Here is a 22,289-nt window from a genome sequence, read left to right as displayed (position 1 = left end):
CGCACAAGTTGCGTGAAATCTTACGTTTCGACGCAATCCTCTAGACGTGTACTTTGAGTATGGGACGCAACATACAACAAAACATTAAGCAGAATGTGCAACAAATATATATATACTTCTATGTGGTTTTCAGAGTACAAACTCTGACAGATTCAGTGGCGATGGCTATGAGGATCCACCTGTTCCCATCTCGAACACAGTAGTTAAGCTCATAAACGCCGAAAGTACTTGGCTGGAGACGGCCTGGGAGGATAGGAAGCCGCTGATTGACGTAAAGGCACACCTGAGGGTGTGTCTTTTTTTGTTGTATGGCTTCCTATCCTCCCAGGGTACCTGGTGAGCAGGGCAGTAAAAGCAGGGCAGTAGAAGATGGAGAAGTGAAACGACGACCGATTCACTGCATCGCTTTCTTCCGAACGTAAGATTTACCGAGCTGCAAAGCAGTGAAGGAAAATCCACAGTGAGGAAGCAAGTAGGACAAGGGAAAAGTAATTAGGATTAAACGACGTATGGGGCTCACACATCACCTTTTTCCGAACGTAAGCTGTACAGAACTGCGGAGCAGTGAAGGTAAATCTACAATGAGCATTGATAGGAATTTAAGTTTAGTTGTAGAAAAAATGATCTTTTTTTTATACGTCTATTTTCTTGATACTTTTATTAAAAATATGGTATTCTCATTGTGTATGTAAGTCGATGGGAGTGATTATTTTATATGTATAAATATGGAAAGAGCTGCATTAAAACGTTGTTATATTGTATTGCAATATGTATTGCAATCTTAGCGGTTTCTATTGGAGTTATGTGGGGTCTGTCTTCAGATTACAAGTTATATGGTGTACCAGTACTTAATTACCATCAAATAAATGATGAGAAACACTCCGCTTTAACATTGCATGTGGATCAGTTTAAGGAGCAGATAGAATACCTCCATAATCATGGGTATAATACGATTACATTGAATCAGTTGTATGATTATTTACAAAATGGTTCGGATTTACCAGAGAAGCCTATAGTAATAACATTTGATGATGGTTATGTGGATAATTATGAACATGCACTGCCTATATTAAAAGAATATAATATGAAAGCTACTTTGTTCATGATTAGTGACGCTGCCAATACGCCTGGTTTTGTAAATACTGCACAAATGCACCAAATGGAGACGGCAGGATTTGACATTCAAGGGCATACAAATCATCATAAGATACTAACTCATATGGATCCTACGGAATTGCCTGATGCCATTCTCGGTGGTAAAACATCTATGGAAGGTATCTTAGGAGAACCTATTAGTTACTTGGCCTATCCTGGTGGTTTTAATGATATGCTCGTTCAATATGTTACTAAACAGTCTGGGTATAAAATGGCTTTCACTGTCCAACCAGGGACAGTAAAGCCAGGGGATAATTTATATGCTCTAAATCGACTAGCTGTATTCCAAGGAGATACACCGTATTTATCTTTTTGGTTGCGCCTACATTGTGCACCGCTTATTAAGTATACATGGGCATTGCGTGATACATTACGCGACAATGGATGGCCGATATTAGCGTCTATTATGCCTTTATTTTAGGAGGAATTATGTCTTACGAAGTTGTAGCAAGACCATTACGTGTTGCAGTATTAACTGTATCTGATACTCGTACATTAGAAACTGATAAAGGAGGCAACAAAGTTCAAGAATTTTTGGAAGCAGCAAATCATATTGTAGCAGATCGCAAAATTGTAATTGATGATTGTGAGTCTATAATAAATGCTATGACTCCATGGTGTAATGATGAGTCTATTGATGTCATTATATCTACTGGGGGAACTGGTATTGCTATGAGAGATGTTACCATCGAGGCTGTAAATAGCTTATATGAAAAGCATATTCCAGGTTTTGGTGAAATCTTTAGATATTTATCCTATACGGAGGATATTGGAACAAAAGCAATGGCATCTCGTGCAGAAGCTGGTGTTAAGAATAACACTTTGATGTTTTCTATTCCTGGCTCTGTTGGGGCCGTCACCTTAGCGATGAGCAAACTCATCATTCCTGAAATGGGCCATTTGGTGCGAGAAATTACAAAATAATATATATGGAGACTGTTCTTTTGAGAGCAGTCTTTTTATATATGATGACAATCAATATTTGATGGATATAAAAGTAGGTAATTGATCCAAAGAATATGAGCATGAGAAGTAAGTGAATTAATTTATCTTGTTTAAAACAATACCATTGCAGTATTGTTTTATTTCATTTATACTAGATTTAGTAATACGTTTGTCCGAGTGCACGAGAAAGGAGACTTTATGAAGTTAAATCAGGCCACGGATTATGCATTTCGCATGGTCTTGCATATGGCGCTATTACCTTCGGGATCGAAGATAACTGGTGCTGTATTGGCTGAGCATGAGTTGATTCCAGAACGCTTTTTGCTCAAGATTATGCGTAGTCTCATTGCAGCAGGAATTATGAAATCTTTCAGAGGGGTAGATGGTGGGTTTGCCCTGAATCGAAGCCCTCAAGAGATCTCGTTGCTTGATGTAATTAGAGCCGTAGAAGGGGATGCGTATTTACAACGTTGTTTATATGATGTAGGTTCTTGCTCTAAGTCTTGTAAGGGGCATTGTGCTATAAATGAAGCAATGGGCGTGATTCAGCATCAATTGGTCAATCAGTTGGAAGCGGTTAATTTTAAGAATCTTGTCCAACGAGAACAGTTGATTATCGCTGAGGCTTGAGCTTTTTTTATAGTCGCAATGATGCAAGGTTTTTTGTAAAAGCTCGTCAAGTGATGTTAGTATTTTATTCTAAGGAGGAAAACACATGTTTGAAGCTGTAGATTTAGCCCGATTGCAATTCGCGCTAACATCTATCTATCACTGGTTATTTGTGCCGTTCACACTAGGTATGACAGTGATTGTTGCTGCTTTAGAGTGGACCTACGTGTCGACTGGTAAAGAAGTATACAAAAAAATGGCTAAGTTCTGGGGCAAATTGTTCCTAATTAACTTTGCTATGGGTGTGGTGACTGGTATTGTTCAGGAATTCCATTTCGGTATGAACTGGGCAGAATATTCTCGTTTTATGGGGGACATTTTCGGCGCTCCATTGGCTCTTGAAGCATTAATGGCATTTTTCTTGGAATCTACATTCATGGGCGTTTGGATTTTCGGTTGGGATCGCTTACATAAATGTGTTCACGCCCTTGTAGCTACATTTGTAGCATTAGGTACAAATCTATCTGCGTTCTGGATTCTTGTAGCAAACTCTTTTATGCAACATCCTGTAGGTTTTGTATTACGCAATGGCCGTGCAGAGATGGAAAATTTCCTGATCATCGTTCAAAATGGCTATGTACCTGGACAATTTTTCCATATTGTATTGAATGGTTTATTAACAGCTGGCGTAATTATTATGGCAGTCAGTGCATGGCACTTATTACGCAATAATGCGACAGAGTTCTACCGTCGCTCTGCTAAATGGGGCATGGTTATCGCTCTAGTATTCGGTACTTTAGGCGCATTAGCTGGTCATCACCAAGGTCAGTACATCACAAAAGTACAACCTATGAAAATGGCTGCTATGGAAGCGTTGTGGGAAACACAAGATCCAGCACCATTCTCTTTAGTAGCTAACATTGATACTAAGGCACAAAAGAATACAAATGCTCTTGAAATTCCTGGTGGTTTATCCTTCTTGACTCAAAACTCCTTTACGTCTGGTAAGGTAGAAGGTATCAAAGACCTTCAAGCAAAAGCGGAGGCTCAATATGGCCCTGGCAACTATATTCCAGATGTTCCAGCAATCTTCTGGACATTCCGTGTCATGGTAGCATCCGGTTCTCTTATGTTACTTGTTGCCTTTGTAGGTCTTATCCTAAATGCAAAAGATAAACTTGTTGAAAACCGCACATTCTTAAAAATTATGTTCTGGATGTTGCCATTGCCATTTATCGCTCACTCCACTGGTTGGTTTGTAGCGGAAGCAGGTCGTCAACCATGGCTTGTATATGGTTTGCAATTGACTGCAGATGGTGCGTCTAAATCCGTAACGGCTCCAGAAATTATGACTACAATCATCGGCTTTACACTTGTGTATATCGTGGCTGCTATCGCGGCTATTTATCTTGCTGTAGAACACATTAAAAAAGGTCCGGATGGCAACCCATCTCATGATGTAGTTGAAAAAGAGGAGGCGAGATTATGGAATTAATTTTTAATAACCTTGAAGTGGTATGGTTTATCTTGATTACTGTACTATTCGCTGGCTTCTTCTTATTAGAAGGTTTTGACTATGGTACTGGTATTTTGTTACCATTCATTGGTAAAACTGATGTTGAACGTCGACAAATGATCAATGCCTTAGGTCCTGTGTGGGATGGTAATGAGGTCTGGATGATTACTGCCGGAGGTGCATTATTCGCATCCTTCCCTCATGTGTATGCTACATTATTTAGTGGATTCTACTTAGCTCTATTCTTGATGCTTGCAGCTCTTATTATTCGTGGTGTATCCTTTGAATTCCGTTCTAAAAGCCCTAATTTGTTATGGCGTAAAACATTCGACTACTGCATCTTCTTTGGTTCCTTGATTCCTGCATTATTGTGGGGTGTTACAGTAGGTAACTTGATTCAAGGTACTCCAATTGATGCAAGTATGACATATGTTGGAACATTCTTTGATTTATTAAGCCCTTACACCATACTTTGTGGTATTGCGTTCATTTTAGTATTTACATACCATGGTGGCCTATTTACTTCTATTAAAACCGCTGGTGCTATTTCTGAACGCGCTCGTGCTGCATCCTTGGTAGTAGGTGTTCCTACAGCTATCGGTGCATTAGCATTGGTAGGTGCAACTTACCTATATACAGATTTGTTTAATTCTGTATTAGCTGTAGTTTGCTTTGCATTAACTATCGTGTTCTTCCTCATTTCTTGGGGCGCAGCACGTACTCGTAATACAAAATTGGGCTTCTTATTTAGCTCTTTATCCGTTATTTCTGTAACGGCTGCATACTTTGCAGGTTTGTTCCCTCGCATTATGGTTTCTTCTTTGAATCCTGAGTGGAGCTTGACTATTACTAATGCAGCTAACTCTACTTACACGTTGACTTTGATGACTTGTGTAGCATTCGTATTTGTGCCAATCATATTGGTTTACCAATCTTGGGTATATTGGACATTCCGTCATCGTGTAACAGAAAAAGATTTACACTATTAATAGAATAGCCTTATACCTCTTGTGAGTTATAAAAATTAAATCTTAATGTGAGGCGTGCCGTAGCGGCACGCCTCTTTTTTGTGGTAAGATGATTATAATATTGATAAATTTAGATTCGTTTGGACTTTTTAGGCCTATTTATAGGGATTTAAATTTGTTTGATTTTATATATTTAAGTAGATTTACCATAGAGGATAGTATGATACAGCATACCGCATTTAAAGCGCTGCTAGAACATAAAGGACAGCTTGGATTACTCGGTTTAACCTGTTTAATAGAAAGTCTGTCAATTGTTGGGCAAGCTTGGTTCTTTGGAACCTTAATAAATAACCTTATATTTTTGGAGCATACACTAGCTGACGAAACGAACACCATTATTTATTTGTTTATTGCTATTATTGTGAGATTGGTGGCTCATTATGTTCAAGAGGCGGTAGCAAATCATTTGGGAAGTGCTGTAAAAGCATCCTTTAGAGAACGCTCTTTGGCGCATATGTTTAAGCTCGGTATACAGCATAAGGAACGTCATGGCGATGTCATCCATATGCTTACCGATGGTTTAGAACAAGTAGATGCTTACATAGCACGTTACATTCCGCAGATTTTATATGCTATTATGATTCCTCTTATTATGGGGATTGCCATTGTAAATACATTACCAATAATTGGTATTATTTTGATTGTTACGGTGCCTTTAATTCCATTTTTTATGATCTTGATTGGGAAGCAAGCTGATCGATTAAATAAGGAACAATGGGAACGTATGAGCTTCTTATCGGGGCATTTTTTAGATGTACTACAAGGGATTACTACACTAAAGCTCTTTGGCCGTGCAAAGGATCAAATTAAGGTTATTGGTCGATTATCTCAAGAGTTTAAAGATTCCACTTTACGCGTGTTGCGCGTAGCCTTTTTATCTGCATTAGTACTTGAATTAGTGAGTACAATTAGTACTGCTCTGATTGCGGTATATTTAGGTCTAACCTTATTAGATGGTGAAGTCACATTCTTTTCAGCCTTCTTTATTTTGTTGTTAGCGCCGGAGTTCTATACTCCGTTTAGACAATTGGGGGCAGCTTTCCACACAGGGATAGCAGGAAAAACATCTATTCTGAAGTATGAAGAATTCATGCAGCGTCCACCTTCTTTACCAGTAGGTGGTGAGTCTAAACTTGATAAGCCTATACAGGAAATTACAATTAAAGATTTAACTTTCACCTATAAAAATAGTGAGAATGGGGTACACCATATTACGCTGCAGGCTGAACGTAATGCACCTATTATGCTCGTTGGTGAAAGCGGAGCTGGTAAATCTACTATGGCCCATATTGTTGGAGGTTTTTTACAGGCTCCGAAAGGAACAGTCACTATCGATGGCATTGATATATGTGATTTAGATATCAACTGGTGGCGTCAGCAAATTATCTATGTATCTCAACATCCACATATTATGAAAGGGTCCTTGCGAGAGGTTTTATCCTTTGGTATGGATGTAAGTGATGCAGAGATTCTTGATGCTTGCAAAGAAGTTCAGCTATTAGATGTTATTAATCGAGAACAAGATGGGCTTGATGCGGTTATCGGTGAAGGTGGGTTAGGTCTTAGTGGCGGCGAGCGGCAACGTATTGCTTTAGCTCGTGCATTTCTCCGGAAGGGTCAAGTATTGATTCTTGATGAAGTGACAGCACATCTAGATGTAAAAACAGAATCCATTATAAGTGCAGCTATTCAGCGTTTGATGAAAAATAAGATTGTTATCATTATTGGACATCGCTTACAAACTATGCATTGGGCATCTAAGCTATATGTCTTGAAAAATGGATCAATTATTCAAGAAGGTTCTTATCATGACCTACTTGAAGAAGATGGTTATTTTAAAGAACTTGTTACATCTGGCTTAGGGCAATTATCAGCAACTCTTGAAGAACCATTGTATATTGGAAAACAATTTGGTTCAGAGAATACATTGGGCATAGATACACCTATCAATGGCATAGAGCATTTTGTTAAATTTGTTAAATATACTGAGACTTTTAAAGATAATGCAAAAGGTTCTAATATGGGCATACAAGGTTGGAAGTTGTTGTTTTCTGTATTAAATCCCGCTAAGTGGTCATTAGTATTGGCTTTGCTATTTACGTTCTTAACAGTGTTCATGAATGTTGGGCTTTTAACAGTATCCTCTTGGCTATTGGCATCTGCCGCATTGCAACCAGGGCTCACTTATTTAAGTCTTGCAATCGTAGGAGTTCGATTCTTCGGTGTTAGTCGTGCTGTATGTCGTTATTTTGAGCGCTATACATCTCATCGCATGGCATTCCAAGGACTCTATGGCTTGCGCTTGTGGTTTTATGCTCATTTGGAACCATTGGCACCTGCTATACTCAAACGGTTTGGGGCGGGTGATATGTTGGGACGCATCATGGGGGATATAGAGGTATTACAATTCTTCTACTTGCGCACTTTGATCCCACCCGTAGCAGCCGTTGCCTTGACTATATTGATTGCATATGGAGTTTCTACAATTGACAATAGTTTGATTATACCTATTCTTTTGTCGGCCTTTGTTTTAGGTGTAATAGTACCTTTGGTTGTTTATTCGTATAATAAAGAATCTTTACGTACGATTGGGCCTCAACAAGGCGATTATAAAGCGCTTTTAAGTGATACTATGGATAGTCTGGAAGATGTGATTAGTTATGGTAACGAAGACATGGTATATAAGCGTATTCAGCATATGATGCGCAATGTAGATGCTCAAAAAGGTACTATTGAGCGGGGCATGAATATGGGTAATACACTATTCATAGGCGGCGTTCAGTTAACTGTAGTTATTGTAGCTATTATGGCTTCTAATGTGTTAACAGGCGCTTGGGCTAGTGTTATGGTAGCGGTGGCTGCCATTGGCACACAGGCTTGGTTTGAAGCGTTACAACCTATGATTGCTGCTGTTCATCATGGTGCAGAAAGTAAAGTTGCCACAAGTCGTCTCATGGCTCTCAGTAATGAACCGATATCTATTGTAGAACCTATATCACCAAAATCATTTAATCCTAATGAGGATATTATTTTTACAGATGTATCCTTTGGTTATGATGAATATCGCCATATTTATGAGAATCTCAGACTACATATTCAACAAGGGGAATCCATTGCTATCGTAGGTGCTAGTGGGTCTGGAAAGACGACATTGTTTAATATGCTTGAGAGGTTATATGATTATGGTGGATCCATTCGTATAGGCTCGGTGGAGTTGAAGGATATTTCAATTGATACTTGGCGTAATGCATTGGGGACTATAACTCAAGATACGTATATTTTTAATGCTTCCTTTAAGGATAATATACTACTTGCAAGACCTGAAGCTTCTATGGAGGATTTAGAGCTAGCCATTAATCGTGCATCATTGCGATCGGTAGTTGAAAAATTACCAGAAGGTATGAATACGATTGTAGGGAGTGGAGGGCAAGGTTTGAGTGGTGGTGAACGTCAAAGAGTTGCATTAGCTAGATTGTTCTTGCGCAATCCTAAAATCGTTTTATTAGATGAACCTTTAGAGGGCTTAGATCAAGTCACAAGAAAAGCCTTACATCGTGACTTGATGCATTATGTAGAGGGTAGGACATGTCTATATATTACGCATCAATTGGAAGGTTTAGAACAAATGGACCGGATTTTATTTATGGATAAAGGGCAAATTGTTGAAGATGGAACGTATGAAGAGCTAATGGCGCTTAAAGGTCGTTTCTATGAATATTGTTATTTATCCATGGCAAGTATTCAATAAAACTAAATATCATTTAAAGTATCTATTATTAATGCTTAATTATAGATTTGGACAATGTTTAATATTACGTTGCAATTTAAGATCTATTATGAATATTAAATTATAATACGACTAATGTTTAACTACATTAATAAGGCCCCTTTTACTATGCAGAAAGGGGCTTTAATTATATTTATATTTAATAGTATATGTAGTATACTTTTATCGATAAATCATGCAATATATGGTATAATTTTTGTGTTAAGAGCTATTATTTCACCCTTGGAGGGGTTATGACTAAAATCTTCACCAAATTACGAGCTTTGGTGGATGAAGCATTATCTGATCGAGATGCGGTGGTGGATAAGGCGCCCGTATTAGAAAAAGCACCTTTAGAACAAGATTTGTTTGACCATCGCTTATTATATATAGAAGAAGATATGGTTAATCGCATGTTGCGTGCCGCTCTTCGTAATCATTGGTTCTTTTATGCTGTAACATTTGAATTTGAACCAAACAATCAAATATTCCTATCCATTATTACAAAATGGGGGAATGTGATTAATGTGGAATTCACCTTAGAGGATTTATGGTTCGATGATTATTCATCATCCTTTGCCATTCGTTTAGATACAAATAATATAGATACAGGTGGGTTTATTTTGAACTCTATTTTACACTTGTTGGGTAACTGGTGTCTAAGTCTCTTCGGTATTTTCTTTAACCCTATTGCATTAGGTGAAAAAGGATCTACTGTACGCTTTGAGAAGAAGGGTATAATTCAGTTTGACTTATTACCTAATACACAAGTGAAGAAATTTATACCCATGCCTGAGCGCCATATTGGTAGTAATGGACCCGTTCTCTTGGGTAACCCGCGTACCAGTCAATCTGTGTTACAGTTGGATTACTATGCATTCCATGATCCTGTAGATACTTTTACAGTACCTGATGTGCCAACTCGTACTAGCTGGCTTCGTTCTATCGATATTGCAGCGGTTCTTTTATTGCCAATAGGTGTATGGATTACATTTATTATCTTGCATCACTACTTACCAACAGAAACATTGGAATTTTCATTCTCTACATACTTTTTAATTTCCTTAGGGATTTTTATCATTTCCTTCTTGGTTATGAATATTCCTCGGTATTTGTACATGTATTTTGATTCTCGCAAACAGTGGCAAAGTGCATTTGTACATAACAATATTAAAATTCAAATGCGTAAACTACACCGACGCATCTTCATGCAACAAGCTACATTGACAGCTGATTGTGATGAGTATACTGCTAATGAAAGCCAAGAGCGAATTAAACACCTTTTGTTGCAAATTCGAGATAAACGATTCCTTGCAAATCGACTTAAAATTGCAGATGATGATAGAGCGCGTAAACAAAAGGTTAAGTTTATTATTGCATATATAGGTTGTACTTTGATTGAGTTGATGTTGTTAATGAACTAATATTGTAAAAACAGAAGACATAATAAAAACGTATCTCTTTGATATGTACTCTCTTTACTGGTTGTCCAGTAAAGAAGGTATATATTACTTATAGAGATACGTTTTTTATTGTAGGGTGTTAATTTTTAATTATCGCTTTTTGCGTCGCTTACGAACTGTTTTTCGACCTTCTTGTTTTTTGTTAGATATAGGAGTCTGTATTGGTTCATAAACTGTCCGATTTACAGTCATAAATGGAGGGTTGCCATATTGATTAGGCTCAGGTTGTCCTGGCAATACCCAGAATAGGAAGCCGATGAGCCATATAAAAAGCTCTAGCATGTAATTGAATGGAGATACGGCAGAGTAGGTATTGATGAAAATCATGATTACCGACCAGAGGATTCCTGCCCATGCATTGAAGCCGATGTCGTGAATACGACGGCCAAATAAGACACAAGATAAAGGAAAGAGGGTTGCCAATAAGAGCCAAATAATGACCCTAGTCAACCAATATGCTGGTAGTGATACAACAAAGTCCAAGAATATGTTATCGATGTAGTGGACAATATGAAATAAAATCATTAAAGCGATGAAGCATATGATAAATTGTAGTCGATTTAACCGTCCCGTTAAGTTAAAAATCGATAAACCCATGCGACGTCCTTGGAATGCAATGAGTAAACCGATGGTACATATGAGCAGTGTTCTTAATACAACATAAAGTAAATCCATAAGTTCCCCTTTATTTATAGCTTATAGTTGAGTTAATTCTGGCAAAACTAACTCAAATGCGACTCCATGTTTTAGCGATTGTACTGTATCTAATGTTGCTTGAATCGCGTTGGTAGTAAAATTCATTGCCAGTTCTGCCGCATCATAAGGAGAATATCCCCTCATTACAGCACCAGATAATACAGCAGTAAAAATATCTCCTGTCCCTGTAGCTTTTACAGGAACCAGAGGTATAGAGTATGTTTTTAAAAAGTCTGTAGGTCCATCATAGACCGCAATAACAGCATGTGTTTTCGATGGGACGCTGGTCATGATAACCATTTCAGGGCCCATGTGATGTAATTGTTTACATCGCTCACGTAATTCATCTTCGCTAATAGGATTTGTTGAGAATGGAATATCTAATAAGAAGCATGCCTCAGTATAGTTTGGCTTTACGATGTGGGCCTTAGATACAAGTTGGCGCATAGCTACAACCATATCAGGAGTATAAATGGAATAGAGGCGACCATCATCGGCCATTGCGGGATCGACGATAACCATCTGACCATTAGAGGCAAATCGATCGATTGCTTCTTCAACGAGGTGAATTTGTTCTGGTGATGCCAAGAATCCACTTACGATAGCGTGAAAGTCAATTTCGTTTTTATCCCAGCAGTCCATAAAATCTCTCATATGAGCAGATAAATCAACGAATTCATAGTGTGGATACTCTAAGTGATTGCTTAGTACCGCTGTCGCCAAAGGAACCGCCTGACAGCGCATGGCACTGATGATAGGAATCATAACGGTAAGGGCACAGCGTCCGATAGAGCTCATGTCTTGAATTGTTAAAACTCTAGGTACTGCTATCATAGACACCTCCAAATAATCATATATTTTATTGTACGTTATGTGAGCCTTTCTGTAAATGTAATGATGTTAATCATGAAATTAACTTCATAATGTAGTATAATAAAACGAATAGACTTTTTATGGAGGAAAGTGACAATGACGAGGTATGTATTTCGACGCCTAGGTGGCGCAATCATAATCTTATGGGTCATCATTACCGTAACATTTGCATTAATGCATGCGATACCTGGTGGGCCTTTTACAACAGAAAAGAAATTACCGCCTCAGGTGAAAGCAAGTATCGAGGCTAAATATCATCTCGATGATCCTGTATGGAAACAGTATGGAGATTATTTAGGTGGCGTCATTACAGGTGACTTGGGCCCATCATTTAAATATGAAGGCCGTAGTGTAAACGATATAATTGGTGATGCATTCCCAATTTCCGCACAGCTTGGTTTATTATCTTTAATGGTAGCTATAGTTGGTGGTATTACAGCTGGTGCGATTAGTGCCATGAGACCTAATAGCATTGTAGATTATGCGGTAACTGTATTATCTACAATAGGGATTTCGGTACCAACATTTATTATCGGTGCTGTTCTTGTGTACATAGTAGGCTTTGAATTGGGATGGTTCCCGGTAGCCTTATGGCGTGGCCCCTCTTACATGGTGTTACCTGTGTTGACATTAGCAGCGCAACCGATGGCATTTATTGCTCGTTTAACGCGCAGTGGTTTACTTGACGTGTATCAACAAGAATACATTCGTACAGCTCGCGCAAAAGGTCTAGGTTCTTGGACCATTTTGACACGTCATGCCCTTGGCAATGCAATTTTGCCAGTTATTACGTACTTAGGTCCATTGGCAGCTAGTTTGTTAACAGGCAGCTTTATCGTAGAAACAATTTTTGCGATTCCTGGTCTAGGTCAGTATTTTGTAACATCTATTTATAACCGAGACTATACGGTTATTCTTGGTATTACGATTTTCTATAGTGCGCTTGTAGTATTTCTTAATATTTTGGTGGACATGATTTATCCATTAATCGATCCACGAGTTACAACGGAGGAGGGGACAGATGAATAAGGAAGACTTTTTACCTATTGAACGAGCCCCTCAAGAAGAGATTACTAGCTTTATAAAACGTCCTAGTAAATGGGAACGATTTAAGGTAAATCGTTTAGCTGTAGTTGGTGCAACCATCATTATTGTGATGATGGTGCTTGCTATTCTAGGTCCACTTATTTCACCTTATACCTATGCGGACCAATCCTTAATTGATGCGAACCAAAGTCCAAGCTTTAGCCATTGGTTTGGTACGGATACATTGGGCCGTGATATCTATACACGTGTTATGTACGGCGCTCGTATTTCCTTAACCATTGGTTTTGTAGCAGCTTTTATTAATCTTGTGATTGGCGTTGCCTATGGCGGCATTGCGGGTTATATAGGTGGCAAGGTAGACCGTATCATGATGGGGATCGTAGATGTTTTGTATGGTATTCCACTTTTATTATACGTAATCTTATTGATGGTTGTACTTGGACCTGGGCTAATCTCTATTTTTGTAGCGTTGGGGATTGCGTATTGGCTTAATATGGCCCGTATCGTACGCAGCCAAATTTTGAAAGTTAAAAACGAAGAATACATCATTGCAGCAGAAGCTATGGGTATTCCTAAGCGTCGAATTTTATTACGTCATATTTTACCAAACTGTGTAGGACCGATCATTATTACTTTAACATTGGCCATTCCTGAGGCTATTTTTACAGAAGCATTTCTTAGTTTTATCGGCTTAGGTGTAAATGCACCTATGGCGAGCTGGGGCGTACTAGCTTCTGAAGGTATTAGTAGCATGCGCTCTTATCCGTTCCAATTGATTTTCCCAGCTGTTGCTATTAGTATTACCATGCTTGGTTTCGCATTTTTTGGCGACGGTTTACGTAATGTATTAGACCCTAAGGAAGGAGATAGATAATGAATAATGCTATTGTTGATGTACGTAATGTATCTATTACCATCAATACCTTCCAAGGTCCGTTGCGAGTTATTCGCAATCAAGATATTTCTTTATACCCTGGTGAGATTTTAGGTATAGTCGGGGAATCTGGGTGTGGTAAATCCGTTTTAGTTAACTCTTTAATGGGCTTATTGCCATATGGTAAAACTAAAATTAAAGCGGATACATTCATGATTGATGGTCATGATTGTTTAGGATTTACTGAAGATGATTGGAATGAACTTCGTGGTACGACGGTTGCCATGGTGTTCCAAGATCCTATGACCTCCTTGAATCCTATCATGACCATTGGAGAGCAAATGTATGAGGTTATCCGTCGTACAAATGCGTATGGTGAAGATTACGATGAAAGGGCCATTGCCATCGATTTATTGAAGAAGATGGGGCTGTCTACACCGGAACGCCGGTTATCTCAATATCCTCATGAGTTGAGCGGTGGAATGCGCCAACGCGTATGTATTGCTATGGCAGTGGCCGGTCGTCCCAAGATTTTAATTTGTGATGAGCCCACAACAGCTCTTGATATTACTACAGAGGCACAAATTTTGCGCCTTATGCAAACATTAGCCGTAGAGGCTGGCATAGGGATTATCTTTATCTCTCATAACCTACGTGTTATTGCTCAAATTTGTGATCGGGTTATGGTTATGTACGCAGGTAAATGTGTTGAGTCTGCTACAGTAGATGGTATTTTTAGCGAGCCTCGTCATCCATATACTTTGGGGCTGTTGCTTGCATTGCCTCAAGGTAAATGGCACGGCGAATTGAAGGCTGTTGAAGGTCAACCACCTGATCTATTTGATTTACCTCGTGGATGCGCATTTAATCCTCGTTGTAAATGGGCTATGCGAATCTGTGGTAGTCGGGTTCCGATGGTTACAAATGTTGGTGAAAGTCACCAGTTTACATGTTGGTTAGCTAAGTTGGAGGGACTTTAATGAGTTACGTATGGGAGACTGACAATCTCGTTAAAGAGTTCACCCTGTCAGGCGGCTTATTTAAGCCAAAACAAACGGTACATGCCGTACAAGGCGTGAGTCTATATCAATCACCAGGGGAAACCCTAGGTATCGTAGGTGAATCTGGATGTGGTAAATCTACATTTGGTTACACTTTGATGGGTTTATATCAAGCTACATCTGGTTCTATTTATATGAATGGTCGACATATCAACCCTTATGTGGATAGAGAGTCTGTTCACCCGGTGATGCAAATGGTATTTCAAAATCCTTATGCATCCCTTAATCCGCGGCTTACGGTTAATGCGATTTTAGAGGAGCCTTTAGAACTGGATCCAAAGTATACACCTCGAGATCGCGTGATTCGTGTAAAAGAGGTGCTTGACCAAGTTGGCTTAAATATGTCATTTGGTGAGCGTTATGCTCATGAACTATCTGGTGGGCAACGTCAACGTATCGGCATTGCACGGGCTCTTATTATGGAGCCTCAATGTATCATCTGTGATGAGCCGATTTCTGCGTTAGATGTATCTATCCAAGTGCAAATTATGACATTACTAGAACGGTTACAAGAACAACATGGTATTTCGTACCTCTTTATTTCTCATGATTTAAATATGGTGCGCTACATTAGTCATCGCATGGTTGTTATGTATTTAGGTGCCGTCATGGAAGAAGGTCCTGCATTGGACTTATATGAATTCCCTCAGCATCCGTATACCCGTGCATTGACGGCCTTAAATGGTCCAGTTATGCCACATGCACCAATTGGGGCACCGCTTAAAGGGGATCCACCAAATCCATTAGACCCACCAAAAGGGTGTCTGTTTAGTGGTCGATGTCCAGAAGCGGAAGGTCGTTGTTTTACAGAACGTCCGCCACTTCGAGATTGGGCAGATCGCCACATCGCATGCTGGCACATATAATGGGAGAATAGTATGGAAAAACTAATTGTTGGCAAGTCCTTGGAACATCAACTAGATACAGTCATTAAAGAATTGGCACCAGCAGGGAATATATCTTATGCGGTGCTACAATTCGATGATGAAGAGGAACCAACACTCATCGCAGCTAGAGGTGAAAATACTGTACATTCTAGTGCGAGTTTAATTAAGGTACTTATCATGGAATATGTCTTTCATTTAGCTCGTACGGAGCAATTGGACATTAATGATACAGTTCCTTTATCTAGAACTCCACGCGTTGAAGGTGGCGGCGCACTACAAGAGTTAGTTGGTAAACATAGTTTTACATATCTTGAGTTATGCCGTCTCATGATGGTTCTTAGTGATAATATCGCAACAAATCTACTCATCACAGTGCTCGGCATGGAAAATATCAATGCTCGTGCAGAAAAGCTTGGTATGGATGAGATGGAGCTTAATCGCATGATGATGGACTTTAACGCCCTAGCTGAAGGTCGTGATAATCACATTACAGCTATGTCGTTAGCTCGTTTGTATAAACACATTTTTGAATGTCGTGATAGAGATGCTTATGGCCGAGAAATGTGGAATATCTTAGGTCGCCAACAATTCCGTGATATCTTACCATTTTACTGGGGAGAAGGCATACGCTTTCACCATAAAACAGGATCCCTTGATCGTGTAGAACATGATGGGGGTGTAATAGAAACATTTAGGGGTCATTTTTGTTTTATCCTTTTAATGAGCGATATCGATAATGACCGAGGTAAAGAGTTAGGCGCTCAAGTTGGGCGCATCATGAAAGAATTTGTAGAGGAAGCATTGCCATGATGGATAAACGAAACTTGTTAAAACTCATGGTCCTCGCTCTAGGGGTGAGCGTACTCTTATTCGTATTTGGGTACCCTCGTGGTGTTCAACCAATCGATGAACACACAATCCGCTATGTTATTGAGCAGGAACCATCCACATTGGATCCCGCAAAGTCTACTACCTCTCCGGAGGCTACGGTTCAACTTCAATTATTCGATGGTCTAGTTCGTTTGAATGATGAAAGTGAACCTGAAGCAGCACTTGCTAAAAATTGGGACATCTCCGATGATGGTCGTGAGTATACCTTCCATTTACGACCTAATTTAAAATGGTCCAATGGAGAGCCTTTGACGGCTTATGACTTTGAATACGCTTGGAAGCGCGTATTAGACCCTGAAGTCCATGCGGATAATGCATATATGTTATATGTATTGGAAAATGGTGAAGCTTTTAATACGGGTAAAGCTGCAGCTGAAGATGTTGGGGTTAAAGCTATTGATGAGGATACATTGGTAGTTACCTTAGAAAATCCAACGGCTTATTTCTTGAAATTATTAGCGTCTCATAGCTATTACCCAGTGAGTAAAAAAGCAGTAGAAGCTCACGAAAACTGGGCGGCTAATGCGGAAACAATAGTATCTAATGGTCCATATCGTTTACTTTCTTGGAAGCATAATGGGGAAATGGATTTCATTAAGAATCCAAACTATTGGGATGCAGAATCTGTGAAGACAGAGAAAATGAATTGGCCTATTAGTGAGTCTCAAAGTACACGCCTTACCTTAGTTGAAGGTGGCGAAGCTGATATGACGGTTGAGCCTCCTGTAGCGGATCAAAAACGTCTAGAAGAAGCCGGCCTATTACATATTGGCCCTATGCTTGGTAACTACTATTACGTATTCAATGTGAAAGCAGAACCTTTCACAGATCCAGATGTGCGTAAAGCCTTTTCTATGGTTATCAACCGTGCTAATATTGTTAATAATATTGTTAGAGGCGGTAAAGAGCCAGCTTATGCATTCGTACCATATGGTATGCTTGAAAGCAATGGTCGTGAAGACTTCCGTGAAGCTGGTAGCTATCTCGTATACGAAGATGTAGAGCAAGCCAAGGAAATCCTGAAAAAGGCTGGCTATGGCAAGAATCGTCCATTGCCGCAAATTACGATTTTGTATAATACAAGTGAATTACATAAAGCTATTGCAGAAGCGATTCAAGATGCATGGATAAATGCATTTGGCGCAGATGTACGCTTACAAAATCAAGAGACAAAGGTATTCTTGGCAGACCGTGAAGCTGGCAAGTACCAAGTAGCTCGCGCTTCTTGGGTTGCCGATTATAGCGATCCACAAAACTTTTTAGAGGTATTCTCTGCTGAAGATAACGATGGTCAGTATCATAGTGATGAGTATAATGAGTTGATTGCACGTATTCGTACAACTCCAAATGGGGCGGCTCGTGATGCGTTGATGCATGAAGCAGAAAAGATGATTTTTGATGAATCTCTTGTTATGCCGTTGTACTTTACAACACAACCATATGTGACAAACGGAACAATTCAAAATTATTTCTGGACCACATTGGGACTTGTTGACTTTAAAAAAGCATACAAATAAGATACACTTAAGACGTACACCTTGTGTACGTCTTTTGTTGTATGGGAATATTAATATATTATAAGTTAACAGGTATTTTCTGAGGATATATGGACTGGATTGAACCAAAACGTTTGGCACCGGGGATGACCATAGGTATTATGGCACCTGCTAGTGCTAGCGATGAAGATTTACATAGAATAGAAGAAATTTGTAAGGCTAAAGGCTATAAGGTGCTTGTAGGTGAAAGTGCAAGGAGAAAGGGGCTATATGGAGGCACACCTGAGGAGCAAGCCGTAGAATTTCAATACATGATGACTGTGGCTCCTTGTGATACGGTTCTTGCCTTGCGCGGTGGTTATGGCACGATGCGCTATTTAGATTTATTAGATTATAAAGCGATTCGTAAGTATCGGAAGGCTTTTGTTGGATATAGTGATTGTACAGCACTTCATATGGCTATTAATCGATATAGCCGCCTCATTACTTATCATGGACCTATGGGGGTAGATTTTAAATTAGACCGTAAGTCAGATATTGATACGCTATTTAATGCTTTAGAAGGCAAATTAAAAGTTATAGAACCCTTGCCAGAGCCTCCCCGAGGTGCGATTGGCACAGAACTCGGTGAGGGTATTTTACGAGGTGGTAATATGACGATGGTATCCATGTTATCGGGAACGCCTTATTTTTTAGAGAATGAATCATGGGAAGATACCTTACTATTTATTGAAGATGTAGGGGAGGCTCCTTATAAGCTGGATCGCATGTTACAACAATTTCGACTCAGCGGTTTGTTGAGCCGTATTAAAGGCTTAGTCATTGGTATCTTTACAGATTGTGAAGGAGATGAAGATGAGCGTGATTACGATTTAGGTTATGAAGCATTGCGCTATATGGAGGAAAATAGAAATCCAAAATTACCAGATCCTTTTGTATGCTATGTGCCAACGGGACATGGGGCGCCACATCAAACATTACCGCTAGGAGCGACGATTAGCTTTAGATATATTTCTAATACCATCATCGTTCATCCTTATACGAAATAGTTAAGAGCTTTTGGATGAACGATTTTACTTAATAGGCAAATAGATATTAGATAAAAATAGTAGTTACCGTGATATTAGGTAATAAAATAATAGGTAATAAGATATTAGATAATAACAAGGGGAGTTATGACACTACAAGAACGAGAGGCTCGCGCCTGTGCCATCATAGATAGTATGGCACGGGAATTGCGTGCAGTTTCCATATATTTACACGATAATCCTGAATTGGGCTTGAATGAGCATAAAGCAGTAAAGGTAATTCACCAATTCTTAGAAACACATAATTTTATATCTCATGTAAGTCTAACTAATCGGCCAGAGTTACAAACAGCGTTACGGGGCGACTATAACGGTACTGCACGGCATAAAATAGCCTTCTTAGGTGAATATGATGCGTTACCGGAACTAGGCCACGGCTGTGGTCATAACCTTATTGCTATGATGAGCTTAGGTGCTGCTGTTGCTTTTAGTCAAAGTGCACCACAGGATTGGGGTACAACATTCTTTGGGTGCCCTGCAGAGGAAACTATCGGTGGTAAGGTATATATGGCAGAAGCCGGTCTTTTTAAAGGCTATGAGGCAGCACTTATCATTCATCCAGGTGGAGAAAATGAGGTGGGAGGTACATCATTGGCGACACATCCTCTAGAGGTTACGTTCCATGGACGTTCTTGTCATATTGCATCCTTAACAGATTCAGGAATCAATGCCTTAGATTGTGCGGTAGACTTATATCAAAGGGTAAAAGATTTAAAAAAGACCTTTCCTAAAGGTGCTATTGTAGGTGCCATCTTTACAGAGGCAGGTACGGCACCAAATGTGGTTACACCAAAGGCTACGATTCGTATGACTGTTCGTGGTAGTACAGTGGATGATTTAGAAGGTATTATTTTGCCGGCTATTAAAGAGGCAGCCCAAGAAATCGGTTCATCCTATGGAGCTCAAGTTGAGATGCATCACTATGAGCCACTCTTTAAGGATATGCGTCAAGATAAACAGTTATTAAATCTCTTTAAAGATGTGATGACTGAATTTGGTGAAAGCCCACGTATATTGCCTGATGATGAGGCGGATGGTAGCACTGATGTAGGTAATGTGTCTTACGAAGTACCAACAGCACAGCCTACCTTGCAGATTGGATTAGGTTTAGAAGCGCATACGCCAGAATTTACTTGTGCTGCTGGATCTGACTATGGGTTAGACCAAGCGATTAAGGGTGCTAAGATTATGGCTGTTGTAGCCTTGCGTTATGCGATGTGTAAGTAAGTTCAATTTTTGACATATAGAGGTCAAAAAGGTACAATAGATATAATATTTAAGTAAGTATGAAATAAGCCGTCTTCAACAAGACGGCTTTTATTCCGGTGGAGATAGATATGAGTGTTTTAACCGTTTCAAATGTAACTCATGGTTTTGGAGCGCGACAAATTTTAGATGATGCATCATTCCGTTTGCTAAAAGGTGAACATGTAGGCCTCATTGGTGCAAATGGTGAAGGTAAATCTACGTTTCTTAATATCATTACAGGTAAATTGCCACCTGATGAGGGGAAAATTGAATGGTCCAATCAGGTAACTGTTGGGTATTTGGATCAACATGCTGTTCTTGAAAAAGGTATGACCATCCGTGATGTATTACAACGTGCTTTTGATGATTTATTCGTCATGGAGCAAAACATTAACGATGCGTATAATCGCATGGGTGATGTGTCCGAAGATGAAATGAATAAGCTACTTGAACAGGTAGGGGAATGGCAAGAAATTCTTGAGCAACGTGGGTTCTATGAAATTGATGCGGTTATTGAGCGTACCGCTGCCGGATTGGGACTTATGGATATCGGCTTAGATCGAGATGTAACAGAGCTCAGCGGTGGTCAACGTACCAAGGTTTTGCTCACAAAACTATTACTAGAGAAACCGACTATTTTGCTCTTAGACGAACCGACAAACTATCTTGATGTGGAGCATATTCAGTGGTTGCAAAACTATTTGCAAAATTATGAAAATGCCTTTATCTTGATTTCTCATGATATGGAGTTTTTAAACTCCGTAGTCAATGTTATTTACCATATCGAACAAGCGGTGCTTACGCGTTATACTGGTGATTATCATCAGTTCCAAGCTGCTTACGAGGTGAAAAAAGCGCAAGCAGCTAAGGCGTATGAACGTCAACAGCAAGAGATTGAGCGTATGGAAGACTTTATTCAGCGCAATAAAGCGCGCGTTGCAACACGTGGTATGGCAAATTCTCGAGCAAAGCGCTTAGAAAAGATGGAAATTCTAGAAAAGCCAAAAGAGTATATCAAGCCCACTTTTGGCTTTAAAGAAGGCCGTACGCCAAGTCGCTTTATCGTAGAGGCTTTTGGATTGCAATTAGGTTATGATGAACCATTAACAAGACCAGTAGACTTTCAAATTGAAAGAAACAAAAAAATTGCTATTCGCGGTGTCAATGGTTTAGGTAAAACAACGTTGTTGAAGACTATTTTAGGTCTATTAAAGCCTGTTAGTGGTGAGTTGGTAAAAGGTGAATTCTTACAAGTTGGCTATTTTGCCCAAGAGGATACGCCATCTAATTCTGAAACAGCATTAGATTATATTTGGAATGAATATCCGGCGATGACAAATGCAGAGGTGCGTGCAGCATTAGCTCGTTGTGGCCTTACAAATGAACATATTACGTCTCAAATGCGCGTACTTTCAGGTGGTGAGAATGCGAAGGTTCGCCTATGTAAGCTCATGCAGAATAAGTACAATGTGTTGGTCCTAGACGAACCGACTAACCATTTAGACATATATGCAAAAGAAGAACTGAGCCGTGCACTACGTGATTTTAAAGGTGCAATTATATTGGTAAGTCACGAGCCTGAATTCTATCAAGATTGGGTTACGGATATTTGGAATATTGAAGATTGGACGACAAAGATTGTTTAG

The 22,289-nt window shown here is 39.4% G+C and carries 18 protein-coding genes and 1 rRNA gene; 17 read left to right on the top strand and 2 right to left on the bottom strand.

Annotated features, from left to right (window positions below):
- Positions 1-151: 151 nt before the first annotated feature.
- The 8 genes from rrf (at position 152) to HMPREF0873_RS09650 (ending at position 10,443) form a co-directional block, all read left to right on the top strand.
- Positions 152-268, top strand: a 5S ribosomal RNA gene (gene rrf, locus HMPREF0873_RS09685).
- A 447-nt stretch (positions 269-715) separates the two neighbouring features.
- Positions 716-1,576: a polysaccharide deacetylase family protein gene (locus HMPREF0873_RS09680; protein ID WP_008715828.1), complete on the top strand. Its 861-nt coding sequence runs from the start codon at positions 716-718 to the stop codon at positions 1,574-1,576.
- Positions 1,577-1,584: 8 nt separating this feature from the next.
- A complete protein-coding gene (locus tag HMPREF0873_RS09675) occupies positions 1,585-2,079 on the top strand; it encodes a molybdenum cofactor biosynthesis protein B (RefSeq protein ID WP_004698458.1) in 495 nt (164 codons plus the stop codon).
- A 219-nt stretch (positions 2,080-2,298) separates the two neighbouring features.
- Positions 2,299-2,730 (top strand): Rrf2 family transcriptional regulator, encoded by a 432-nt coding sequence (locus HMPREF0873_RS09670; RefSeq protein WP_008715827.1) that lies wholly within the window; start codon positions 2,299-2,301, stop codon positions 2,728-2,730.
- An 85-nt stretch (positions 2,731-2,815) separates the two neighbouring features.
- Positions 2,816-4,204 (top strand): cytochrome ubiquinol oxidase subunit I, encoded by a 1,389-nt coding sequence (locus HMPREF0873_RS09665; RefSeq protein WP_004698499.1) that lies wholly within the window; start codon positions 2,816-2,818, stop codon positions 4,202-4,204.
- The gene (gene cydB, locus HMPREF0873_RS09660; RefSeq protein WP_004698498.1) at positions 4,195-5,214 is read left to right on the top strand and encodes a cytochrome d ubiquinol oxidase subunit II; all 1,020 of its coding nucleotides are present in this window, start codon (positions 4,195-4,197) and stop codon (positions 5,212-5,214) included. The genes HMPREF0873_RS09665 and cydB overlap by 10 nt, the downstream gene beginning before the upstream one ends.
- A 199-nt stretch (positions 5,215-5,413) precedes the next feature.
- Positions 5,414-9,001 carry a thiol reductant ABC exporter subunit CydD gene (gene cydD, locus HMPREF0873_RS09655; RefSeq protein ID WP_038125920.1) on the top strand — a complete coding sequence of 1,196 codons (3,588 nt, stop codon included), beginning with the start codon at positions 5,414-5,416 and terminating at the stop codon, positions 8,999-9,001.
- 272 nt (positions 9,002-9,273) lie between these two features.
- Entirely contained in the window at positions 9,274-10,443 is a 1,170-nt protein-coding gene (locus HMPREF0873_RS09650; RefSeq protein WP_004695368.1) for a hypothetical protein, read from the top strand.
- A gap of 129 nt (positions 10,444-10,572) precedes the next feature.
- Here HMPREF0873_RS09650 and HMPREF0873_RS09645 read toward each other — a convergent pair whose 3' ends face one another.
- Both HMPREF0873_RS09645 and HMPREF0873_RS09640 read right to left on the bottom strand, forming a co-directional pair.
- A complete protein-coding gene (locus tag HMPREF0873_RS09645; RefSeq protein WP_004695370.1) occupies positions 10,573-11,157 on the bottom strand; it encodes a DUF805 domain-containing protein in 585 nt (194 codons plus the stop codon).
- Positions 11,158-11,178: 21 nt separating this feature from the next.
- Positions 11,179-12,012, bottom strand: coding sequence for a pyridoxamine kinase (locus HMPREF0873_RS09640; protein ID WP_021147854.1), 834 nt, complete (start codon positions 12,010-12,012; stop codon positions 11,179-11,181).
- A 135-nt stretch (positions 12,013-12,147) separates the two neighbouring features.
- On the opposite strand from HMPREF0873_RS09640, the gene HMPREF0873_RS09635 reads away from it, so the two are divergent.
- The 9 genes from HMPREF0873_RS09635 to HMPREF0873_RS09595 all read left to right on the top strand — a co-directional run bounded on the left by HMPREF0873_RS09635 (position 12,148) and on the right by HMPREF0873_RS09595 (position 22,289).
- Positions 12,148-13,080, top strand: coding sequence for an ABC transporter permease (locus tag HMPREF0873_RS09635; RefSeq protein ID WP_004695374.1), 933 nt, complete (start codon positions 12,148-12,150; stop codon positions 13,078-13,080).
- Entirely contained in the window at positions 13,073-13,972 is a 900-nt protein-coding gene (locus HMPREF0873_RS09630) for an ABC transporter permease (RefSeq protein WP_008603497.1), read from the top strand. The genes HMPREF0873_RS09635 and HMPREF0873_RS09630 overlap by 8 nt, the downstream gene beginning before the upstream one ends.
- Positions 13,972-14,952, top strand: coding sequence for an ABC transporter ATP-binding protein (locus HMPREF0873_RS09625; RefSeq protein ID WP_008603495.1), 981 nt, complete (start codon positions 13,972-13,974; stop codon positions 14,950-14,952). The genes HMPREF0873_RS09630 and HMPREF0873_RS09625 overlap by 1 nt, the downstream gene beginning before the upstream one ends.
- Positions 14,952-15,899: an ABC transporter ATP-binding protein gene (locus HMPREF0873_RS09620; protein WP_008603494.1), complete on the top strand. Its 948-nt coding sequence runs from the start codon at positions 14,952-14,954 to the stop codon at positions 15,897-15,899. Before HMPREF0873_RS09625 ends, HMPREF0873_RS09620 begins: the two co-directional genes overlap by 1 nt.
- Before the next feature lie 12 nt (positions 15,900-15,911).
- Positions 15,912-16,730 carry a serine hydrolase gene (locus HMPREF0873_RS09615; RefSeq protein WP_008603492.1) on the top strand — a complete coding sequence of 273 codons (819 nt, stop codon included), beginning with the start codon at positions 15,912-15,914 and terminating at the stop codon, positions 16,728-16,730.
- Entirely contained in the window at positions 16,727-18,328 is a 1,602-nt protein-coding gene (locus tag HMPREF0873_RS09610) for a peptide ABC transporter substrate-binding protein (protein ID WP_004695386.1), read from the top strand. Before HMPREF0873_RS09615 ends, HMPREF0873_RS09610 begins: the two co-directional genes overlap by 4 nt.
- Before the next feature lie 89 nt (positions 18,329-18,417).
- Positions 18,418-19,356 carry an LD-carboxypeptidase gene (locus HMPREF0873_RS09605; protein WP_004695389.1) on the top strand — a complete coding sequence of 313 codons (939 nt, stop codon included), beginning with the start codon at positions 18,418-18,420 and terminating at the stop codon, positions 19,354-19,356.
- Positions 19,357-19,482: 126 nt separating this feature from the next.
- Complete coding sequence (locus tag HMPREF0873_RS09600) at positions 19,483-20,622, top strand: amidohydrolase (protein WP_008603490.1); 1,140 nt, start codon at positions 19,483-19,485, stop codon at positions 20,620-20,622.
- Between the two features lie 110 nt (positions 20,623-20,732).
- The gene (locus HMPREF0873_RS09595; protein ID WP_008603488.1) at positions 20,733-22,289 is read left to right on the top strand and encodes an ABC-F family ATP-binding cassette domain-containing protein; all 1,557 of its coding nucleotides are present in this window, start codon (positions 20,733-20,735) and stop codon (positions 22,287-22,289) included.

It is taken from the genome of Veillonella sp. 3_1_44 (assembly GCF_000163715.1).
Lineage (GTDB): Bacteria > Bacillota > Negativicutes > Veillonellales > Veillonellaceae > Veillonella > Veillonella parvula_A.
The sequence above is the reverse complement of the archived record's forward strand: the minus strand, read 5'-3'. Positions and strand labels throughout refer to the sequence as shown.